The sequence below is a fragment of the Paratractidigestivibacter sp. genome (assembly GCF_052362415.1).
Lineage (GTDB): Bacteria > Actinomycetota > Coriobacteriia > Coriobacteriales > Atopobiaceae > Paratractidigestivibacter.
In genome coordinates, this window is record NZ_DAWEMK010000166.1 from 1 (window position 1) to 2,653 (window position 2,653).

The window sequence follows — 2,653 nt, forward strand, 5'->3', positions numbered from 1 at the left end:
CGAGCGGGTCAACGGCCGAAGGGGCTCGCGTCCGCGAAGTAGTCGGGGTGCTCGGCGACGATCTTGTCGTAGTCGTAGCGGGACTTCTGCAGGTGGTCGGACACGAGGTAGCTCGCGTAGTTCACGTCCTTCGTCGCGAGGGCGCGACGCATCTGGCGGTGCTGGCCCACGACTTCCTCGGGGTCGACGCCCTTGGTGATGGCGGAAAGCCAGCGGAAGCGCTCGAAGTGGGTGTTCGTCAGATTGAGCCACTGCCAGATCACGGGGCGGCCGGCGATGTCATAGAGCGCGGCGTGCATGGCGTTGTCGGACTCGAAGAAGGCGCGCTTGTCGTCGGCGTCGAGGGCTTCTTGCTGGGCACAGATCAGCTCGTCGATGCGTTCGAGCCCAATCGCGTCGATGCGCGCGCAGCACTCGGCGATGATCTCGCGCTCCAGGCACTCGCGCGAAAGGCGCGCGGCCTCGGCGTAGCGCATGTTGATCTTCGAGACGTACGTACCGCTCTGGGGCACGGACTCGACGAGGTCCTCCTGGGCCAGGCGCAGGAACGACTCGCGCACCGGCGTGCGCCCGAGCTCGAGCTCCTCGCAGAGCTCCTTGATGCCGAGCTTCATGCCCGGGGTGTAGTCGGCGAAGATGATCCTCTCGCGGATCATCTCGTATGCCTGGCTCTGCAGGCTGTCCGGTTCCTTTGCCATTCCTCGCCTCTCTTCTTCGGTTTGCGTGCCGAAGTATATCAGTCGCGGAGGCGCGTGCCCGGCACTACTCGGCGAGAAGCGCCGTGAGCTTTGCGGGAACGCTGCCGACGAGCTCGATGCGGTCGTTCAGGCCCCGCAGGGCGGGCTGGCCGGACTCCATGAGGAAGGGGTGGCCGACGTAATCGAGCATCTCGGCGTCGTTGAAGTTGTCTCCGAAGGCGGCCATGTCCGCCGCCGCGATGCCGAGCTCGCCCGAGATCGCCGCCAGCGCCGAGCCCTTGTCCACGCCACGGCACATGACGTCGAACCAAGAGGCCCCCGAGACCACGACCTTGAGCGCGTCGCCGAAGCGCTCCTCGAAGGCGGGCGCCGCCGCGTCGAGGTCGGCGGGGTCCTTCGCATAGAAGCTGACCTTGAGGAAATCCTCGTGGATCTGGTCGAGCGAATCGATCGGGGTCGTGCGTGTCCCGACCTCGTTGACCAGGTGGTCGATGAAGGCGGGCGAGCTGGCGAAGGCGTAGTTGGTGTGGACGCCGGAGACCAGAAGCTCGAGCCTGGGGTCGGCCATGATCGCGCGGCAGACCTCCTCGCCCAGGTCGCGGGGCATGCAGCGCTTGAGGAGCACCTCGTCGTCGAGCATGACGAGCGAGCCGTTCTCGCAGAGGTAGAGGATATCGTCGGCCACGGGGGCAAAGAGACGGCGCAGGTTGTAGTACTGCCGGCCGCTCGCCGCGAGGAAGCGGACGCCGCTGGCCGCAAGGCCGCGGATCTGGTCGAAGACCTCGTCGGGGACCTCCCGCGCGCCATCGAGCAGCAGCGTTCCGTCGAGGTCGGCCGCGATCAGCCGTATGCCGTTCATTGCCATGTGCGTCTCTCCGTTGTGGGTCGAGGTGGTATAGATGCGGGGAGCCGGGCAGAATTGTGCCATATCAGGCCCAGACGGTCATGGCCAGCGTCGCAGCGACGATGAGCACGAGGCCGACCGCGGCGCGACGGCTCAGGCGCTCGTCGAACACGGCGCGGGCGAAGGCAATGGACACGAGGATCGATAGCTTGTCGATCTGCACGACAACGCTCACCTGGCCCGTCTGCACCGCGTAGTAGTAGAAGAGCCAGGAAGCTCCCGTCGCCACACCGGAGGCGCAGATGAAGGCAAGCTCACGGCGGTCGACGTCGCGCGCGAGGCCGAGCTTGCCGCGGGCCGCGACGATGACCCACGCCATCACGAGGACGAAGCAGGTGCGCACCGCCGTGGCGAGGCTCGAGTCGACGTGCTCGATACCCACCTTCGCGAGTACCGAGGTGAGCGCGGCAAAGACGGCCGAGAGCACGGCGAGGACGAGCCAGCGGCGACCGCCGTCGGCGGGGGCGTCTGCCGAGCCATCGGCAGGGACGCAGACCGAGCCGTCGGCGGGCGCGTCGGCCAGTGCGTTGGCCGAGCCCGAGTTCGCGCCCGAGCCCGCACCGGCCGAGCGAGCGCCCGAGCCCTTCTTGCGCTCGATCATGAGGAAGGTTCCCCCGAGGATGACCGCCGTGGCCACGAGCTTGACCGCGAGGTGGCTCGTCTCGCCGAAGAGCACGATGGCGAGGAGGACCGAGAGCGCCGTCGACGATTTGTCGATGGGCACGACCTTGTTCACGTCGCCTTCCGAGAGCGCCGCGAAGTAGCAGATCCAGCTCGCACCCGTGGCCAGGCCAGACAGCCCGAGGAAGAGATACGACCGCGGCGTGATCGCGGCCAGCGCCGCCGGCACGTCCCCCACCGAGATCGCCGTCATCACCCAGCTGAACACGAGCACGACCGTCGTGCGGATAGCCGTGGCCACATCCGAGTCCGTGTGCTCGATGCCGATCTTCGCCAGAATCGACGTGACGCCCGCGAACAGCGCCGACGCCGCCGCGGCAAGTACCCACTCCATGTGCTGCGCCTCCCGAATAATTGCCCGCCGTCATCT

3 protein-coding genes are annotated in these 2,653 nt (G+C 67.3%); all 3 read right to left on the bottom strand.

Features of this window, described 5'->3' with window-relative positions; genetic code table 11:
• Window positions 1–8: 8 nt before the first annotated feature.
• On the bottom strand, window positions 9–698 hold the full coding sequence (locus ACT84W_RS10420; RefSeq protein ID WP_444329162.1) for a GntR family transcriptional regulator: 690 nt from the start codon (window positions 696–698) through the stop codon (window positions 9–11).
• Between the two features lie 64 nt (window positions 699–762).
• A complete protein-coding gene (locus ACT84W_RS10425; protein WP_432291394.1) occupies window positions 763–1,563 on the bottom strand; it encodes an HAD family hydrolase in 801 nt (266 codons plus the stop codon).
• A gap of 64 nt (window positions 1,564–1,627) precedes the next feature.
• Window positions 1,628–2,617 (bottom strand): EamA family transporter, encoded by a 990-nt coding sequence (locus tag ACT84W_RS10430; RefSeq protein WP_444329163.1) that lies wholly within the window; start codon window positions 2,615–2,617, stop codon window positions 1,628–1,630.
• Between the last annotated feature and the right edge of the window lie 36 nt (window positions 2,618–2,653).